Origin of the sequence: Nocardiopsis sp. NPDC006832 (genome assembly GCF_040635885.1) — a bacterium.
Taxonomy (GTDB): Bacteria; Actinomycetota; Actinomycetes; order Streptosporangiales; family Streptosporangiaceae; genus Nocardiopsis.
Map to the genome: position 1 here is coordinate 6,703 of NZ_JBEYLC010000083.1, position 14,694 is coordinate 21,396.

18 protein-coding genes and 2 pseudogenes are annotated in these 14,694 nt (G+C 67.2%); 10 read left to right on the forward strand and 10 right to left on the reverse strand.

Annotation, left to right across the window (positions count from 1 at the left end):
- Positions 1-149, reverse strand: a pseudogene (locus ABZ717_RS26045) (GntR family transcriptional regulator); the annotation flags it as partial.
- A 171-nt stretch (positions 150-320) separates the two neighbouring features.
- Between ABZ717_RS26045 and ABZ717_RS26050 the strand changes: the two are divergent.
- The 5 genes from ABZ717_RS26050 (at position 321) to ABZ717_RS26070 (ending at position 2,331) form a co-directional block, all read left to right on the forward strand.
- Positions 321-662, forward strand: a complete 342-nt coding sequence (locus ABZ717_RS26050; protein WP_358515062.1) for a hypothetical protein — start codon at positions 321-323, stop codon at positions 660-662.
- Complete coding sequence (locus ABZ717_RS26055; protein ID WP_358515064.1) at positions 659-1,102, forward strand: hypothetical protein; 444 nt, start codon at positions 659-661, stop codon at positions 1,100-1,102. Before ABZ717_RS26050 ends, ABZ717_RS26055 begins: the two co-directional genes overlap by 4 nt.
- A gap of 105 nt (positions 1,103-1,207) precedes the next feature.
- A complete protein-coding gene (locus ABZ717_RS26060; RefSeq protein WP_067607473.1) occupies positions 1,208-1,459 on the forward strand; it encodes a Smr/MutS family protein in 252 nt (83 codons plus the stop codon).
- Between the two features lie 64 nt (positions 1,460-1,523).
- Positions 1,524-1,751: a hypothetical protein gene (locus tag ABZ717_RS26065; protein ID WP_358515066.1), complete on the forward strand. Its 228-nt coding sequence runs from the start codon at positions 1,524-1,526 to the stop codon at positions 1,749-1,751.
- Positions 1,752-1,812: 61 nt separating this feature from the next.
- On the forward strand, positions 1,813-2,331 hold the full coding sequence (locus tag ABZ717_RS26070; RefSeq protein WP_358515068.1) for a GNAT family N-acetyltransferase: 519 nt from the start codon (positions 1,813-1,815) through the stop codon (positions 2,329-2,331).
- A gap of 76 nt (positions 2,332-2,407) precedes the next feature.
- On the opposite strand, the gene ABZ717_RS26075 is transcribed toward ABZ717_RS26070, so the two are convergent.
- Positions 2,408-2,635: a type II toxin-antitoxin system YoeB family toxin gene (locus ABZ717_RS26075; protein WP_358515071.1), complete on the reverse strand. Its 228-nt coding sequence runs from the start codon at positions 2,633-2,635 to the stop codon at positions 2,408-2,410.
- A gap of 549 nt (positions 2,636-3,184) precedes the next feature.
- On the opposite strand from ABZ717_RS26075, the gene ABZ717_RS26080 reads away from it, so the two are divergent.
- Together ABZ717_RS26080 and ABZ717_RS26085 are read left to right on the forward strand one after the other, a co-directional pair.
- Complete coding sequence (locus tag ABZ717_RS26080) at positions 3,185-4,906, forward strand: M23 family metallopeptidase (RefSeq protein ID WP_358515074.1); 1,722 nt, start codon at positions 3,185-3,187, stop codon at positions 4,904-4,906.
- Between the two features lie 48 nt (positions 4,907-4,954).
- Complete coding sequence (locus ABZ717_RS26085; RefSeq protein WP_358515076.1) at positions 4,955-5,212, forward strand: GNAT family protein; 258 nt, start codon at positions 4,955-4,957, stop codon at positions 5,210-5,212.
- A 4-nt stretch (positions 5,213-5,216) separates the two neighbouring features.
- On the opposite strand, the gene ABZ717_RS26090 is transcribed toward ABZ717_RS26085, so the two are convergent.
- From ABZ717_RS26090 to ABZ717_RS26100, 3 genes are all read right to left on the reverse strand, one after another.
- Positions 5,217-5,477 carry a Txe/YoeB family addiction module toxin gene (locus ABZ717_RS26090; RefSeq protein WP_358515079.1) on the reverse strand — a complete coding sequence of 87 codons (261 nt, stop codon included), beginning with the start codon at positions 5,475-5,477 and terminating at the stop codon, positions 5,217-5,219.
- Positions 5,474-5,725, reverse strand: a complete 252-nt coding sequence (locus tag ABZ717_RS26095; protein WP_067607479.1) for a type II toxin-antitoxin system prevent-host-death family antitoxin — start codon at positions 5,723-5,725, stop codon at positions 5,474-5,476. The genes ABZ717_RS26090 and ABZ717_RS26095 overlap by 4 nt, the downstream gene beginning before the upstream one ends.
- Before the next feature lie 175 nt (positions 5,726-5,900).
- On the reverse strand, positions 5,901-6,824 hold the full coding sequence (locus ABZ717_RS26100; RefSeq protein ID WP_358515082.1) for a PfkB family carbohydrate kinase: 924 nt from the start codon (positions 6,822-6,824) through the stop codon (positions 5,901-5,903).
- 132 nt (positions 6,825-6,956) lie between these two features.
- On the opposite strand from ABZ717_RS26100, the gene ABZ717_RS26105 reads away from it, so the two are divergent.
- The gene (locus ABZ717_RS26105; RefSeq protein ID WP_358515085.1) at positions 6,957-7,754 is read left to right on the forward strand and encodes a VOC family protein; all 798 of its coding nucleotides are present in this window, start codon (positions 6,957-6,959) and stop codon (positions 7,752-7,754) included.
- 85 nt (positions 7,755-7,839) lie between these two features.
- Positions 7,840-8,628, forward strand: a complete 789-nt coding sequence (locus ABZ717_RS26110; protein WP_358515088.1) for a VOC family protein — start codon at positions 7,840-7,842, stop codon at positions 8,626-8,628.
- Positions 8,629-8,701: 73 nt separating this feature from the next.
- Here ABZ717_RS26110 and ABZ717_RS26115 read toward each other — a convergent pair whose 3' ends face one another.
- From ABZ717_RS26115 to ABZ717_RS26135, 5 genes are all read right to left on the reverse strand, one after another.
- Positions 8,702-10,273 carry a long-chain-fatty-acid--CoA ligase gene (locus tag ABZ717_RS26115; RefSeq protein WP_358515091.1) on the reverse strand — a complete coding sequence of 524 codons (1,572 nt, stop codon included), beginning with the start codon at positions 10,271-10,273 and terminating at the stop codon, positions 8,702-8,704.
- 78 nt (positions 10,274-10,351) lie between these two features.
- Positions 10,352-11,242 carry an amidohydrolase family protein gene (locus ABZ717_RS26120; protein ID WP_358515094.1) on the reverse strand — a complete coding sequence of 297 codons (891 nt, stop codon included), beginning with the start codon at positions 11,240-11,242 and terminating at the stop codon, positions 10,352-10,354.
- A gap of 122 nt (positions 11,243-11,364) precedes the next feature.
- The gene (locus ABZ717_RS26125) at positions 11,365-12,432 is read right to left on the reverse strand and encodes a hypothetical protein (protein WP_358515097.1); all 1,068 of its coding nucleotides are present in this window, start codon (positions 12,430-12,432) and stop codon (positions 11,365-11,367) included.
- 177 nt (positions 12,433-12,609) lie between these two features.
- Positions 12,610-13,449 carry a DMT family transporter gene (locus tag ABZ717_RS26130; RefSeq protein WP_358515100.1) on the reverse strand — a complete coding sequence of 280 codons (840 nt, stop codon included), beginning with the start codon at positions 13,447-13,449 and terminating at the stop codon, positions 12,610-12,612.
- Between the two features lie 106 nt (positions 13,450-13,555).
- Positions 13,556-14,029: an Lrp/AsnC family transcriptional regulator gene (locus ABZ717_RS26135; RefSeq protein ID WP_358515103.1), complete on the reverse strand. Its 474-nt coding sequence runs from the start codon at positions 14,027-14,029 to the stop codon at positions 13,556-13,558.
- Between the two features lie 189 nt (positions 14,030-14,218).
- Here ABZ717_RS26135 and ABZ717_RS26140 point away from each other — a divergent pair.
- A pseudogene (locus tag ABZ717_RS26140) lies at positions 14,219-14,694 on the forward strand (MFS transporter); the annotation flags it as partial.

The following is a 14,694-nucleotide window of genomic DNA, read 5'->3' on the forward strand; positions in this document are numbered from 1 at the left end:
GGCTGTGTGAGCGAGGGGATCGCGCGTCCGACCTGGTACCGCCCCGCCTCGATTCGGGCGACCAGGATGGCCGCGAGCTGTAGCCACACAGGCGGCATGGCCAACGCGTCGATTTCCGAATCGGGTCCGATCCCTGCTGGCAAGTCCATGCGTCAATCATGGTAGGGCGAGGGCAACGAGGCCTTCCCGGGGGAGTGTGCGGGTACCCATGTACTGGTCGTGAACAGTCGTGTACAGTGAAAGCCCGTCAACGACGAAACCCCGGCGACGTGCTGGAACACGCCCCGGGGCCATGGCCACCGCTTAAAAGGAGCGGCAACATGCCTTACCTTATCGCTCTGTTCGCCTGCCTGATGAGGCTGATCAGGCCCTCGCAGGCCGTCCACGCCGACCCCTACGGGCGCTGTGCGGGTGTCCTCGCGGAGCTGCGCCGCAACCGTGCTCGCCGAGTCCGCCGGTACGTTGCCTCACCTCCGTCGACGCTCTCTCCCCCGGTGGTCCCGGCTCCGCGCCGGCCCATCGACTCGCTTCCCCGCCCCGTGTCACCGGACGCGCCCTTGAAGGTCGACCCGCGCTACCCGCTCCCGCCCGTGCGGCTGGTTCGCGGGTACTACGTCCACCACACGGGATCGCGTGCGTTCGCCGCGGGGGTGGCGGCATGACGAACATCGAACCTCTGAACTGCGCGTCGCCTCGCTGTGTCCTGGGCCAGAACCACGGGGGTGCGCACACCGAGCACACGGAACCGTTCGTGGTGAACGCCTGCGCCGCACAACTCCACCGACTGCTGACCTCGCCGGGGCCGCCGTGCGGCGCGGTGGCCACCCTGAACAGCGCCGACAACGTGTTCACGACGTTGGACTCGCTGCTTCGTGCGGGTGCTCCACTGCCGTCCCGTTGGGTCCTGAGCGGGCACGATGGCGACATGGAGCCCATCACGCGGGTGTACGACGCTCTGTCCGAAGCCCTCCGTGAGACCGGGGAGAGCGGGGAGACCGGCCCGGTGTTCACCGCGCTCCGTGAAGCCTGCCGGCATTGGAGGACGCTGGAGGGCCTGCTTTGCGCGGGATCTCCGCTGCCCGAACCGTGGCGGCGTGCCTGACCTCGCCGCCCGCCCCCGCTCCTCGGAGCGGGGGCGTCGGTTCGGGGCGGAGCGTACGGGGAGCGTGCGCGTATCATCCGTGCCAACCGACCGGGAGGAAGAAGCGTGCGGCTCAAGCTCGATCTCCACGACATCTTCAACAAGGGGCGCAGCATCGACCAGGCCCTGAACGACATCATGGACGAGGCCGAGAGCAAGAAGGCCAAGACCGTGGAGATTATCCCGGGCAAGGGTTCGGGACAGTTGAAGAAGCGCGTGCTGCGCTTCCTGGACCGCAAGGACGTCAAGGCCCGCTACCACCGGGTGGAGAAGGACTCGAAGAACTTCGGTCGCCTGTTCATCCACTTCAAGCACTGAGCGGATGAGGCCTGTGGACCGGTTACGTCGAGACATGGAGTAACGCGAGTCCTACGATCGTGCCATGGCAAAGGTCAGAATCCGCGTCAGCCTCGATCCGGATGAGGCGGAGCGTGTCAGATCCCATGCGGAGCGCGCGGGGATGGATTTGTCTTCCTACCTGCTCAACGCCGCGATCTGTCAGATGGCCGATGCCGAAGGACGAGTCGCGCAGCAGAGACTGGAGGAGATCCGGTCCGGAGATGCCCAGGTCGTTTCCGTCGAGGATGTTGCCAAGGAGCTCGGCCTGTGACCGGCCGGTAGGCGTGCTCGGAGCGATGGCGCAGGCACCGTGGACGTGCGAGGTGGGACGTATGGGCGTGAAACAGGAGGCCGTCGAGGCGGAACGACTGAAGTTGGTTCCGCTATTGCCTCGGCACGCCGATGACGTGGTGGCGCTGTTCGCAGACCCGGCGATGAGCACGCACCTGGGCGCCGACCTTTCCGAACCGGACGTGGCCCGGGCGATGGTGGACAACCGGCTCGCCTATGAGGGCCCGCCGGAACTCGGGCATTGGGTCATCATGCTCGACGGCGACCTCATCGGTCTGGCCCACCTACGCCCCTCGAAGGAACTGCCCGGCGACCTTCCGGAGATCGGATGGTACCTGTCCGCGCGTCATGGCGGCCGTGGTCTGGCGACCGAGGCCGCCTTGGCGCTGCTTCGGCACGGGCTCGACGAACTGGGACTGAACTCGGTCTGGGCGCTGGTGCACGTGGACAACACCCCGAGCCTGCGGTTGGCCGAACGCCTGGGGTTCCTCGTGGTGGGCCTGGGCTTGCACTACAACGGCCCCCACCACGTCCACGTCGCCCTGCCTGGTCAGGCCTGAGCATTTCCTGAGACGAGGCCCGATTCCGTGAGTAGCCTGGCTGCCTTTCGTCCACTTCGAATGCCGAGGTATGGCGTCACTTTCCGTAGCGGTGCCTACAGGTGGCGATCCTGATCTCTTCTTCGACCAGCTTGTGCACGAGTCGGTGTTCATCGGTGATGCGACGTGACCAGTAGCTTTGGAAACCGTGTCGCAGCGGCCCCGGACGGCCCGCTGGACGCTGCGTTCCGGTCCGTACCTCTCCGCCGCCAGGGCCACTGGAATTTTCGTTACCCCGGTTCAGTGTGGATTCATGTGCGTGCACCGGGGTGCTGGGTGGCGGTCGATTGACACGGTGGGTCGATTTTCAATCAGGTCTCGTTGGATATTCATTTCTATGTGTTTATGAGGCCGGGGTGTTTGTTCCAATTGGAACCCGGATCCCATTTGTTCTTGTGTAGATTTCCGTGCGGATTATGTGTGTGACTCCAGGGGCTGGATTGCTTGCAGGGGCCTTGGTTTCTGATGAGGTGGGGTTATTTATCATGCCTGAATGAAAAGTCAATCGCATGGCCGGCCGGGAGCGGTCAATGGTGGCGCTTGAGTCGTGCAATCTTCTGTTGCAAACTGTCCGAGCATTGCCTAGGTGATGCGGGGAGTTCTGTTGATGGGTTCACGTGTTCGTGTCAGATGCGGTGTCGTTCTTATGAACTGGCCGCTGCATTCGACTTGGGTATCGACCGCGTGGATCGCGCGAATATGTCATCGCCCATAGTTCGCCCACGGCCCTGTTCGGTCGTGGGTGCCTGATCGAGGAGAAAGAGCCATTTCTGCGTTACCAGATTATTTGAAACGGCCCGCCAAGCACACGGGTGTGCGCCCTGTGATCGCCGTACTGGCGGCGGCGGTGCTCACCATCGGTTCGATGGGTGCCGCTCACGCGGCCCCGGCCTCTGACGAGACCCGGGATCTGCCGACCGATTTCAAAGCACCGTTCGAATGCGGGCTGGAGACGACGTACGCGACATACTCCGGACACGACCAGAACGCCCTCGACTTCATCCGTGCCGACGGAGGACAGGACACCGGTACGCCGATTCTCGCCTCGGCCCCCGGGACCGCGCAGGTTCTGGAGCAGGACGGAGCCGGGCTGGTAGTGAATATCCACCACGCGGGTGGCTGGGAGACCAAGCACTACCACCTGGACTCGCAGACCGTCACGGAAGGTGAGGAGGTCGAACAGGGCCAACAGATCGGCACACTGGGGAACACCGGCGACAACACCACCGGAGCACACCTGCACTACGAACAGCGCCTGAACGAGGTCGCCCAAGAGATCGAGTTCGAGGGCGAGTCGTTGGGCTACCCGCTGGGCTATCACGAGGAGTTCGTGACCAGCACCAACGGTTGCGATGGCGAGGAGCCGCCGCCGGAGGCGGAACCCACCGAACTGGCCTACACCGGCCCTGAGACGGCCACCAACGGGGAACCGCTGGAGCTGTCGGGCACGCTGACCGACGAGGGCGGAGACACGGTCGCTGAGAAGGCCATCGAATTCGTGTTGGGTGCGGGGGACGGTGAGCAGGTCTGCGAGGGGACGACCGATGGTGACGGTAACGCCTCTTGCACGATCGACGAGGTCGATCAGCCCCTCAACGACGACGGCACGGTTACCGTGACACTGACCTTCGCGGGTGACGACGAGTACGAGGCCTCGGAGGCCTCCGCGGAACTGCGGATCACGTTGGAGACGGAACTGGAGTTCACCGGCCCCGAGACGGTGGCCAATGACGAGCCCGCCGAGCTGTCGGGGACGCTGATCGACGAGACCGGTGCGGCGGTCGCCGACAAGGACGTGGAGTTCGTGTTGGGCGCCGGGGAGGCTGAGCAGGCCTGTGAGGGGACGACCGATGGTGACGGTAACGCCTCTTGCACGATCGACGAGGTCGATCAGCCCCTCAACGACGACGCCACCGTTCCCGTGGCGCTGACCTTCGCCGGCAGCGACTTCTACCTGCCCTCGGAGGCGTCCTCGGACGTGGCCCTGGGGTACGTGACCGGTAGTGCCTTCGGTTTGTCCGCCGAGGTCCCCGTCCTTGGTCTGCCGATCTCCTTGGGACCGGAGCCCGAGACCGGTGAGGTGCGCACGGCGGACGCCGAGACGATGGAACCCGTGTGTTCCGAGCGGATCGGTTCGACTCTGATCACCGCGGACGTTCTGTGCGCCGAGGTGGAGACCGGTACCGCGCCGGCGAGCTCCACCGCGAGCAGTAACGTCGCGGACGCCTCTATCGGGCTCGTGGGCCTGCCGGTCATCGGTGTGTCCGGTCTGGAGGTCAGCTCCACCAGTACCTGTGAGGAGCAGACCGGCAGCGTCGACATGACCCTGACGGTGGCAGGCGTGCCGGTGGAGGTCGGCGACACCCCTGACCTCGAAGTGGACCTGGGCGGCATCCTGGGGACGAAACTCGTGGTCAACGAGCAGATCGAGGAGGAGGACGGCGGCTTCACCGTGAACGGCGTCCATCTGACTGGTCCGGGTGGCATCGACGTCGTCGTCGGTTCGGCGACCTCTGCGGCCCACAACTGCCCCTGACCCGGGTCTGAGGGCAACACCCCCTGGGGCGCGGGAGCTCGAAGCCGCGTGACCAGGGGGTCTCGTCGGCACGGGCTCGACGGAATGGGGCTGAATTCGGTCTGGGCGCTGGTGCACGTGGATGACACCCCGAGCCTGCGGTTGGCCGAACGCCTGGGATTCCTCGTGGTGGGCCGGGGCTTGCACTACAACGGGGCCCACCGGGTCCACTTCGCCCTGCCCGGACAGGCCTGGGTGTTCCCTGAGGCGAGGCCCGATTTCGTGAGTGGCCTGGCCGCCTTTCGTCCACTTCAAATACGGGAGTAAGGCGTCACTTGCCGTAGTGGTACCTACAGGCGGCGATCCTGATCTCTTCTTCGACCAGCTTGTACACCAGTCGGTGTTCATCGGTGATGCGACGTGACCAGTAGCTTTGGAAACCGTGTCGCAGCGGCTCCGGCTTACCGATTCCTTCGTTGCCGTTGCGGGCGATGTCCTTGATCAAGATGTTGATGCGTTTGAGGATCTTCCGGTCCTGGCCCTGCCACCAGACGTAGTCTTCCCAGGCGCTCTCAGCCCAGACCAACTTCACTCGCCGAGCTCCCGTTCGATCCCCTGGTCGGCTTCGAGCTCCTCGATCGCGGTCACCAGACGTCGGGCGTTTTCAGGGCTGCGGAGCAGGTAGGCGGTCTCCTTCAGAGTCTCGTACTCGGACAAAGCCATCATCACCACCGGCTCGCGCCCGGCTCTCGTGATGACGACCTCTTCCCGGTCATCGACCACGGAGTCGAGTGTCGCGGCGTAGTTGGCTCGGGACTCCGAGTAGGTCAAGGTCTTCATTCCTGGCCCCTTCGTAGTACAACCGGACATGCCATCATTGTACAATAAGTTGTACGTATGGGTGAGAATTCTGTGTCACTGGATGGGTGAAGGGGTCTCCTCGTGGTCAGCCGGGGCCTGCACTACAACGGCCCCCACCGGGTCCACGTCGCCCTGCCCGGACAGGCCTGAGGGGTCATCGACCTCGGCCTTGGAGGAACGCCTCCACTTCCTCGGCGGTGGGGGCGGTGGCGGGGCCCTTGCGGGTCACCGCCAGCGCCGCCGCGGCGTTGGCCCGGCGGGCGGCCGACACCGGGTCCTCTCCCGCCGCCAGGGCGGCCACGAACACCCCCACGTGCGCGTCGCCCGCGCCGTTGGTGTCCACGGCCTCGACCTCGAACCCGGGTACCGGCACGGGGGCGGTGTGGGGTTCTGCGACCAGGCAACCCTCTGCGCCGGCGCGCAGTACCACCACGCCGTCGACGCGTCGGGACAGGGCCGAGGCCGCCTCCATCCCATCGGAGGTGCCGGTGAGTGTGGTCGCCTCGGCGGCGCTGAGGCTGAGCACGTCGACCCGGGGCAGCACCCGTTCCAGGGTCGCCTCGGAAATCATTCCCACCACCGGCGCCGGGTCCAGGACGAGGCGCACACCGGGGGCGAGCCCACCGATCCAGGTCACCAGGTCGTCGGCACGCCCACCCGGCAACAGCGAGTAGCCCACCACGTAGACGAAGTCGCCCGGCCTCGGCCGCAGGTCGTTCAGGTCGCACAGTGGCAGGTCCATCTCGGCACCCAGATGGGTGACGAAGGTGCGTTCGGCGCTCGGGTCCACCATGACCACGCAGAATCCCGTGTCGGCCGGGCGAGGCGGATGCGCGACCTTCACGCCCTCGGCGCGCAGGGCCGCCCGCACCAGGTCACCATTGGGTCCGGTTCCGTGCGCCCCCGCGTACTCCACCTCCAACCCGGCGCGCGCGGCGGCGGAGACCACGTTGAACCCGCCCCCGGGCAGGGTCCGCGCGGAGCTCGCGAAGGAACCACCGCCGGGCTCGGGCACACCGTCGACCTCCATCACGACGTCGATGATCACCGGTCCCACGTGGTGGAGTCGCAGGGGCACTGCCGGGTCCTCTCGTCGGCTCGTCCCCGGATCATCCCGTAGTCGGTTGTCGAGTTTTTGCCGGGGCGGTCCCGCTCAGGTGCGCTCCTGCGTCCCAGACTCGATAGGGAAGGCGCGACAGGAGGAGAACCCATGCTGACCACCGACTTCGTCAACGGCTCGCCCCGATGGGTCGAACTGGGATCCGATTCCCCCGAGGCCTCGGCGGACTTCTACAAGCGGGTGTTCCGCTGGGAGGCCGAGAGCGGGGGAGCGCGAGTCGGCGACTACCCGATCATGAGGTCGGATGGTGGAAACGTGGCCGGGATCGGTGCGCGCATCGTCGACGAGGAAGCGCTGTCCTGGACGGTCTACTTTCAAGTCGACGACATCGAGGCGACCGCCCGGCGTGTGCGGGAGTTGGGAGGCACCCTCCAGGTGGAGCCCACCGAGGTGTTCGAGCTGGGCACGGTGGCGCACGCCACCGACTCGCAAGGCGGCTGGTTCGCCCTCTGGCAGCCCGGCACCTTCGTCGGTATGGAGGTGACCGACCGCCCGGGAGCACTGTGCTGGGTGCAACTGTGGACCACCTCGGTGCAGAGTGCCGAGGACTTCTACCGTGATCTGTTCGGCTGGCGGTGCGTCGACATCCCCCTCGCCGACGAGGAGACCTATACGATGGCGCGTCCGTCCGGGGCGGGCGAGGACCGTTACTTCGGCGGGATGATGGAGATGCCTCCCGTGCAACTGCCCCAGATCGAGGGCTTCGCCGACTGGCACCCGGTGTTCCAGGCGGCGGACTGTGACGCGGTGGCGGCGTCGGTACGGGATTCGGGCGGTCGGGTGCACGTGGGGCCGCACGACGTACCCGGGGTGGGGCGGCTGGCGGTCTGTTCGGACCCGCTCTCCGCCGGGTTCGTGATCCTGGAGCCGCTGAACGGACATCTCTGATCCCGGCCCCGAACCCGCACCGCGGCGAGCCGCGAAACGTCGGTATCCGACAGCACACTGGGAAGTCGACACAGGAGGCGATCTGATGCTCACCACTGACTACGTACCCGGTTCACCCTGCTGGGCCGAGGTGACCAGCCCGGACGTCGAGGCCTCGGCCGCGTTCTACGGCGCGTTGTTCGGCTGGGAGGCCGAGTCGGCCGGACCGGAGGCCGGCGGCTACGTGAACTTCCGGCTGGACGGTGCGCTCGTGGGCGCGCTCAGCCCGCGGATGTCGGAGGAACAGCCGATCTCCTGGACCGTCTACCTGACCACCTCGGATCTGGACGGGACGGTGAACGCCGCCAAGGCCCTGGGCGCCACGGTCCACATCGACCCCATGGACGTGATGGATCTGGGGCGGATGGCCTTCCTGAGCGACCCGCAGGGCGGCGCGGTTCCGCTCTGGCAGCCGCGGGGCTTCGCCGGCGCGGAAGCGATCGACGTTCCGGGATCGCTCATGTGGACCGAGCTGTGGACGCCCTCGGCGGTGGGGGCCAAGGACTTCTACGGAGCGCTGCTCGGCTGGGAGTTCAACGACGTTCCGATGGGTGATCAGGTGTACGCGACCATCCGTCCGGCCGAACAGGGCGAGGACCGCTACTTCGGCGGGATCATGGGCGTGCGGGCCGAGGACCTGCCACAGACGCAGGGTGCCGCCGACTGGCACCCGGTCTTCCACGTCACCGACTGCGACGCCGCCGTCGCCCGGGTACGTGAGGCCGGCGGCCAGGTCCACATGGGTCCGGAGAACGCGCCCGGCGTGGGGCGGCTCGCGGTCTGCGCCGACCCCTTCTCCGCGGGGTTCGTCCTGCTCACCCCATCACCGGAGTGATCCCGCCCGTATGAGCCGAGGGCGGGGCGGCGGGTCGGCCCGTGAGCCGCCTCGCGGCCCCGCCCCATGGACGCTACTGGCGGGAGACGGCGGAGGAACCGCCTCGCAGCACGAACTTCTGGATCTTGCCGGTGGCGGTCTTGGGCAACTGGTCCACGAACTCCACCTGGGTGGGCGCCTTGAAGTGGGCGAGGTGCTCGCGGGTGAACGCGATCATCTCCTCCTCCGTGGTCGTGGCCCCCTCTTGAAGCACCACGAAGGCGCGCGGGGTCTCACCCCAGCGCTCGTGCGGCACACCCACGATCGCGGCCTCCAATACGGCCGGGTGGCGTAGCAGCACACCCTCCACCTCCACCGAGGAGATGTTCTCCCCACCGGAGATGATCACGTCCTTGATCCGATCCTGGATCTCCGCGTAGCCGTCGGGGTGGATGACGGCGGCGTCGCCACTGCGGAACCAGCCGTCGCCCATGGCCTTCTCGGTGGCCTCGGGGTCGTTGTAGTACCCCTTCATGACGACGTTGCCGCGCACGGTGATCTGGCCGACGGTCTTGCCGTCCCAGGGAACCTCGGCGCCTTCGTCGTCCGTCACGCGCAGTTCGCCGGAGGTGATGAGTTCGACGCCCTGGCGGGCCTTGAGGGTGCCGCGGTCGCGCACCGACAGTTCCCGGTGTTCGGGGCGCGGCTCGCAGACGGTGATGAACGGGGCGGTCTCGGTCAGTCCGTACACGTGGGTGATGGTCCAGCCGAAGTCCTCCTCCAGCCGTTCGATGGTCTCCGAGGCGGGGGAGGCGCCGGCGGTGACCACGTGAACACCGGGCGGGACGCCGCCACGGACCTCCTCCGGGGTGTTGGCGAGCATGATGAGCACGGTCGGGGCCGCGCACAACCAGCTCACCTCCTCGGTCCGGATCAGTTCGAACACCCGCGCCGGATCCATCACCGGAAGGCACACGTGCGTGCCGCCCGCGGCGGTCACGGTCCAGGTGTAGGTCCACCCGTTGGCGTGGAACATCGGGAGGGTCCACAGGTACTTCTGCCCCAGCTCGACGCGCAGGTGCAGCAGGGTGCCCACCGAGTTCATGTACGCGTTGCGGTGGGTGATCATCACCCCCTTGGGGCGGGCGGTGGTCCCCGACGTGTAGTTGATGGTGAGCAGGTCGGTCTCGGTGATCTCCGGGTGCCGGAAGTCCGGGGAGGTGGCCGCGATGAGCGCTTCGTAGTCCTCCCAGCCCTCGCGCGAGCCTTCGAGGGCCACAAAGCGTTCCACCCCGGGCATCCGGTCGCGCACCGAGTCCACGGCGCCGAGTTGGTCGGCGTGCACGCACAGCACCTTGGCGCCGGAGTGGTTGACGATGTAGACGAAGTCCTCGGCGGTCAGCCGGAAGTTGACCGGGACGAGCACCGCGCCCAGTTGCGGGACGGCGTAGAACGATTCGAGCTGGGCGTGGGTATTGGGCGCGATGTAGGCGACACGGTCGCCTTGGGCCACCCCCATGCTCTGGAGGGCCGAGGACCAGCGGTCGCAGCGATCGAAGAACTGTTCGTAGGTCAGGCGCAGGTCCCGGTCGACCACCGCCTCGCGCTGTGGGTACAGCCTGCGAGTGCGGCGGGCGAACTCCAGCGGCGTCAGTGTGAGTTCCAAGGTGCCCTCTCCTTCGACTTCTACAAGTGCCCGTGCGGCTTGTGGTGCTATCAGGGCAGATGGTGCGTGTGGTGGCGGTCAGAGCCCGAACAGCCCGGACGCGTTGTCGTGCAGGACCCCGCGCAGCCAGTCGGATCCCAGGTCGAGGTCGACCAGGGCCCGGATCTGCTCGCGGTAGGCGTAGGGGATGTTCGGGAAGTCCGTACCCAACAGGACGCGGTGCCCGAGGTCGCGCAGCCGTGGGAGTTCCGCGCGTGGGAAGGGCGACATCCGCTCTATGTAGGGCGTGAACGCCATGGTGGTGTCCAGGTGCACGCGCTCGTACCGTTCGACCAGGTCGAGGAAGGCCGTGTACTCGGGTGCGCCGGCGTGGGCGACCACCGCGGTGAGCCCGGGGTGGGCGCGCAGCACCTCGGAAAAGGGGCCGGGCCCGGTGAACTCACCCGGCATCGGGCCGGAACCGCAGTGCACGACCACCGGGGTCCCGGCGTCGGCGAGCGTCCCCCACACGTCGGTGAGCAGCGGGTCGCGCGGGTCGTAGGCGCCCACCTGCAAGTGGGCCTTGAAGACCCGGGCCCCGGAGTCGATCGCCTCGGCCACGTAGTCCTTGGCGTCGGGTTCGGGGTAGAAGGTGGCGCTGCGCAGACAGTCGGGGTTGCCCTCGGTGAAGGAGGCGGCCCAGGAGTTGAGCCAACGGGCCATGTCCGGGCGGTGCGGGTAGGACAGCGCGGTGAAGTACCGGACCCCGAATCCGCGCAGGATGTCCAGGCGCTGTTCCTGGTCGAAGCGGTAGGTGATGGGCCAGACGCCGTCACCGAGGGCGTCGAAGTAGGCCCACACCTTGCTCAGAACGTTGTCGGGCATGAAGTGGGTGTGCACGTCCACGAGGCCGGGGAGCCCGAGATCCCGCCAGACCCGGCGGACCTCGGCGCTCTCGTCGGCCCCGATCAATGATGAGACTCCAGTCACATCATCCAGCTTATGGCCCGTCCGAACCGCACTCGGAGCCGGGGCGGCGACCGGCGCTACCCGGCGGAGCGCCCGGAGCGGTCCGCTCGGACCTCCCGGGGGACCCCGGGAGGTCCGCTTCCTCACAGGACCTTGAGGCTCTCCTCGTGCGCCGATCCGCAGTACTGGATGAATCCCTCGCCACAGTGGTAGTCGTCGAAGTCCATGTTGGCGATGGACAGGTTGTTCTGGATCGTCTGGATTGCCCCCGGTGCGGCTCGGAAGGAGCTGCCGGGATCCGCCAACAGGTCCACCACCAACAGCGGATGCCGGGGGTCCAGCATGGTCAGCTCGTCCGCGACGATCAGGAACGAGTGGGAGTCGTGCGGGGACAGGCCCATGAGCTGCTCGAAGGACAGCCCGGTGTAGCCGATGTCGTCCACCACGTGGACGTAGGCGTAGAAGACGTCGGGGTCCTCCTCGGGCAGCTCGAATTCCTCGTCGTCGAAGACGGGAGCGCCCACGGCATCCAGGACCGCGTTCCAGGTCGCGTCGTCACCGTGATGGGTGCGTATGAGCAGCGGGTCCTCGCTGACGGGGAGGCGCGGCGGACGTCCCGCGAGGGGACGGTGGCGAGGAGGAGAGGCCAGTAGGTCCAGGTCGGCGCCGAACACCTCGTCGGGTTCCTCGGGCAGGGTGGACTTCCAATCGTCCAGGTAATGGTAGCCGGCCTCGAACACCAGGTAGAGCATGGACGCCTGGCGGGCTCCGATCCGCAGCACGTGCTCGTGGGGGACGAAAGGGGGCTCCTGAGGTGTGTCCTCGTCCTCGGAAGAGGTGGTGAAGGCCAGGAGGGGGCGGTGCACGGGGTCGGCCATGGTGCGCTCGTCCGCCAGCAGCACCATGTGCGGGAGCCAGGATCCGGCCTGCTCCAGGGCCGAGTGGACATCGGCGGTGGTGGCGTTCCGCCAGACGGGGTCGTCCACCAGAAGCAGGTGCTTGTCGTTTCGAGGGAGAACGGACCCTTGGTCACCGTGTTCCGACCGGGGGAGCGGCGGGTGCGGAAGCACACCGGGCAGGTCGGACAGGTACGAGAGCGTGTCCTGCCACGCGTCCTGGTCGTCGTAGGCGGTACGAACCACGAGGAAGACCGTGATCTCCTCCTCCCCCGTGGGGAAGGACGGAAGCAAGAGCTGGGAAGGGGGTCGCACTGGAGGCACCTTGCACGTAGTAAAGGGGTGGAAAGGCCTGGATAGCACGCTGCGGTGACAAAGCGCGTCACGTGCGTTCGGTAGAACACCGTGAACCGGGCCCGGCCTCCTGAAAACCACGTATCAGGGACATGCGATTCGAGAGCGGTACGTGGTGGGACCGCGTCGCGGACCGGGTCAACGGGCCAGGAGGAGGACCCCGGCGACCACCACCACCGAAGCGACGACGCGCACCGTCCCGAACCGTTCGTGGAAGAAGATCAGGCCGATGACGGCCGCGAAGACGATGCTGGTCTCACGCAGTGCCGCGATGCCGGCGACCGCCCCCGACAGTTGGGCCCACAGCACCAGTCCGTACGCGCCCGCGCTCACCGCTCCGCCCAGCAGGCCGACCTTCCACATGGGGCGCAGCTGCTCCATCAGCCTTCCCCGCCGGGTGACCAGGGCGACCAAGAGGAACACCGGTCCTTGAAGACACATGATCCAGGCGATGTATCCGGTCGGGTTCTCCGTGAGGCGCACACCGTAGGCGTCCACCACGGTGTAGGTGGCGATGGCGAGCCCCGTGGCGAAGGCCGCCAGGAGCGCCGGGGCGTGCTCTCTACGGGGCATGCCGTTCGCGAACACCAGCACCATCAGCCCCGCGGACACCGTCAGCACCCCGGCGAACTCGTTCGGCGGCAGGGCGTCACCGAACACCACCACGCCGATGAGTGCCACAACCCACGGGGCGGTGCCACGCGCCAACGGGTACACCTGCCCGAAGTCACCGGTCCGGTAGGACAGCATCAGCAGACTCAGATAGAGCACGTGCGCGACGAGTGACCCGAGCAGAACCGGCCAGGCCTCGAGCGGCGGGAGCCCGGCCACGAACAGCAGGGGCAGGGTGGCGAGCATCCCGCCGAGCCCGATGAGGGCGAACCCGAGCAGCCGGTCGGTGATGGCGTGCGCGATCGCGTTCCACGTGGCGTGCAGGAGCGCGGCCACCAGGACCGCGGCGAGGACGGGTGTGGTCATTGGACCTCTCGGGCAGGGTTCAGAGGACCCCGCAAGAGTAGGCCCCGGCCCTCGTCCTCGACCTGATCGGGTTCGCCCACAGGGTGTGGGCGGTCGATGTTCCGACTCAGGTGCGGGCGTCCGCGGGGGTGACGGCGTGGTTGCGCAGGTGCTCGTAGACGATCGACGCGCGCACGTCGGCGACCTCGGGTCGTTCGGTGAGCTTGTCCACCACGAACGCGTACAGGCTGTTGTTGTCCGGCAGGGCGACGTGCACCAGGAAGTCCTCCTCGCCCGACGTCACGAAGACCGACAGCGTTTCCGGCAGGGAACGGACCCAGTCGCGGAACGCCTCGATGTTGTGCCGCGAGGGTTTCACGACGCTCACGGTGATGAGCGCCTGGACCGGGCGACCGATCAGTTCCAGGTCCACGTCCAGCAGTGAGCCGCGAATCACACCCCTTTCCCGCAGTGCGCGGGTGCGATCGAGCGTCGTGGTGGGCGAGGCGCCCACCGCCGCGGCCACGTCGCGGTTGGTTTTCCGTGCGTCCGACTGGAGTTCGGCCAGAATCGCCGTATCTAGTTCGTCAATATCAGCCATACGCGGAGTCTATCCGTACTTAATGCGGAATGTTGAGTTCAACTCCGGAGTATGCGTAACATCTGAGAGAAAAGGTCGTATTTGGCTCGCCAGGGAGTGATCCTCTCCTGGCCGGCAGCGTCGCCCGCCGATCGACCACGCTCCGGTGCGACGCCGCACCACCGCACAACAAAGGGACGTCCCGTCACCATGAGACCTTCCTCTGCCGCGGCCGACACCGACCGATCGTCGGTGGGTCCTGTGACGAGGGGCCGCGTCCTGGCCCTGGTCGCGATCGTCTGCGCGGCGCTCAACCTGCGCCTCGTCGTCACCTCACTGTCCCCACTGCTGACCACCGTGGGCGGAGAACTCGGGTTCACCGCCACCGTCGTCGGTGTCTTCGGCACCCTGCCGCTGGTCGCCTTCGCGATCTTCGGCCTGGTCACCCCCGCGATCATGCGTCGTCTGGGCGCCGAGGCCACGGCGACCCTGAGCATGCTGCTCACCGGGATCGGACAGGTCCTGCGGGCCTTCGCCCCCGACACCGGGGCGTTGCTCGCGCTCACCGGTATCGCCCTCACCGGAGCGGCCCTGGGCAACGTCGTGCTGCCGCCGCTGATCAAGCAGTACTTCCCCGACCGAATCGCCGCGCTGAGCACCGTCCAGATGGTCGCGATCCACCTTGG

Bases quoted from the DNA above. Each gene is read 5' to 3' on its own strand.
- ABZ717_RS26050 (WP_358515062.1), top strand. From the start codon at position 321: ATGCCTTACCTTATCGCTCTGTTCGCCTGCCTGATGAGGCTGATCAGG.
- ABZ717_RS26055 (WP_358515064.1), top strand. From the start codon at position 659: ATGACGAACATCGAACCTCTGAACTGCGCGTCGCCTCGCTGTGTCCTG.
- ABZ717_RS26065 (WP_358515066.1), top strand. From the start codon at position 1,524: ATGGCAAAGGTCAGAATCCGCGTCAGCCTCGATCCGGATGAGGCGGAG.
- ABZ717_RS26070 (WP_358515068.1), top strand. From the start codon at position 1,813: ATGGGCGTGAAACAGGAGGCCGTCGAGGCGGAACGACTGAAGTTGGTT.
- ABZ717_RS26095 (WP_067607479.1), bottom strand. From the start codon at position 5,725: ATGAAGACCTTGACCTACTCGGAGTCCCGAGCCAACTACGCCGCGACA.
- ABZ717_RS26105 (WP_358515085.1), top strand. From the start codon at position 6,957: ATGCTGACCACCGACTTCGTCAACGGCTCGCCCCGATGGGTCGAACTG.
- ABZ717_RS26110 (WP_358515088.1), top strand. From the start codon at position 7,840: ATGCTCACCACTGACTACGTACCCGGTTCACCCTGCTGGGCCGAGGTG.
- ABZ717_RS26130 (WP_358515100.1), bottom strand. From the start codon at position 13,449: ATGACCACACCCGTCCTCGCCGCGGTCCTGGTGGCCGCGCTCCTGCAC.
- ABZ717_RS26135 (WP_358515103.1), bottom strand. From the start codon at position 14,029: ATGGCTGATATTGACGAACTAGATACGGCGATTCTGGCCGAACTCCAG.